This is a genomic window from Moorena sp. SIO4A1, from assembly GCF_010672065.1.
Classification (GTDB): Bacteria; Cyanobacteriota; Cyanobacteriia; order Cyanobacteriales; family Coleofasciculaceae; genus Moorena.
This window is the reverse complement of record NZ_JAAHHX010000891.1, coordinates 1-1,206: the sequence shown is the minus strand read 5'-3', so window position 1 is coordinate 1,206 and position 1,206 is coordinate 1. Positions and strand designations below refer to the sequence as shown.

Here is a 1,206-nt window from a genome sequence, read left to right as displayed (position 1 = left end):
TACTATCCCTCAGTTACCAGGATTATGGCTAATGGGAATGGTATTAGTCCTAGCCCGTTGGGTGGATGGAGGCAGTCTGGGTTTAGCATGGGGACTACATGCTGGTTGGATTTGGGGTTTAACTTGCTTGGACTCAGCTGAATTAATTGCTTACACAGGCAGTGGACCAATATGGATAACGGGTTTGGGAGGAAAACCGTTAGCTGGGATAGTTGGTCTTCTTTGTTTATTGGGAGTTGGGGCTTTATTATTACTGATGTTGCCGAATTAGCTGGTTAAGATTTGGTGACATCCCCTCAATTAACCTAGGGGAGCCCATGTATCCTCATAAGGGTAGGTTTTTAACAAAGACGTGAGGTGTGGGGTGTGGGGTGACCGGGTGTGGGGTGTGGGGGATAAGAAAGCGATGCAGCGCGGTCTTGGGGGAAACCCCCTGTTCCGAAGCTGCATCGCTAAAAATCATCATTGTCTTGATGCAAAGCGCGAGTGGGGGAAACCCCCTGTTCCGAAGCTGCACCGCTTTTTCGTTGTTTTCCTTTTCTTCTCCCTCTGGGTCGCCCCATGTTTGACCCTAATGAAAAAAACCTACCCCTGTGAGGCCCATGTATCCCGGCGCTAACAAGATCGGATATAGCGCGGGTCTTATCGCTGCCCCAGACCCCCTCGATTAGATAAAAATTTAAGCTGTTTTAAATTGGCTTTAAACCTCTCAACAGACTCCTATATCCGGCAGGCTGTCTTAGCAACTAATGACCAAAAAAAATACCGCCAGCTCATGTTAAACCAGCGATTATCCTATTGAAACAAGAGGCAAATTACTCACAACCATATCAGAGATTATGGTCGGATCTACCATTGACATCATCACGGGTTAAAACCGCATGAATTATTAGGTGCGCTTAACCCATTAAGCATAAAATTGACTACGGGTTGCACCTGTGGCTAGCCCACAACAAAAGGCATAAAACCCTATTGGCTTTAAGCCTTTCAAGGATTTTTTAGGTTTCAAAACCTTGTTATAATGGAAACCTATCACCAACTAAATCAGGAAATTATAGTTGGTGATAAATTACAGGTTCCTGTTAATCAGAGAAATCGGTCAACCTTACATGGAAGAACCAACTCCCACATAGGCACCATAGAAGAAAAGACCAACCACTACGAGGACACCAGTACCAGCGATAGTGGCAACTATCCATAAAGGAA

General features: G+C 45.3%; 1 protein-coding gene and 1 pseudogene. One reads left to right on the top strand and one right to left on the bottom strand.

Translation table 11 applies throughout. The annotated features are described in order from the left end of the window. Positions 1 to 271, top strand: a pseudogene (locus F6K53_RS43830) (CPBP family intramembrane glutamate endopeptidase); the annotation flags it as partial. Between the two features lie 834 nt (positions 272 to 1,105). On the opposite strand, the gene F6K53_RS43825 reads toward F6K53_RS43830, so the two are convergent. Further along, on the bottom strand, positions 1,106 to 1,206 hold a 101-nt coding region (locus F6K53_RS43825), incomplete at its 5' end, for a photosystem II reaction center protein J (protein ID WP_293087092.1).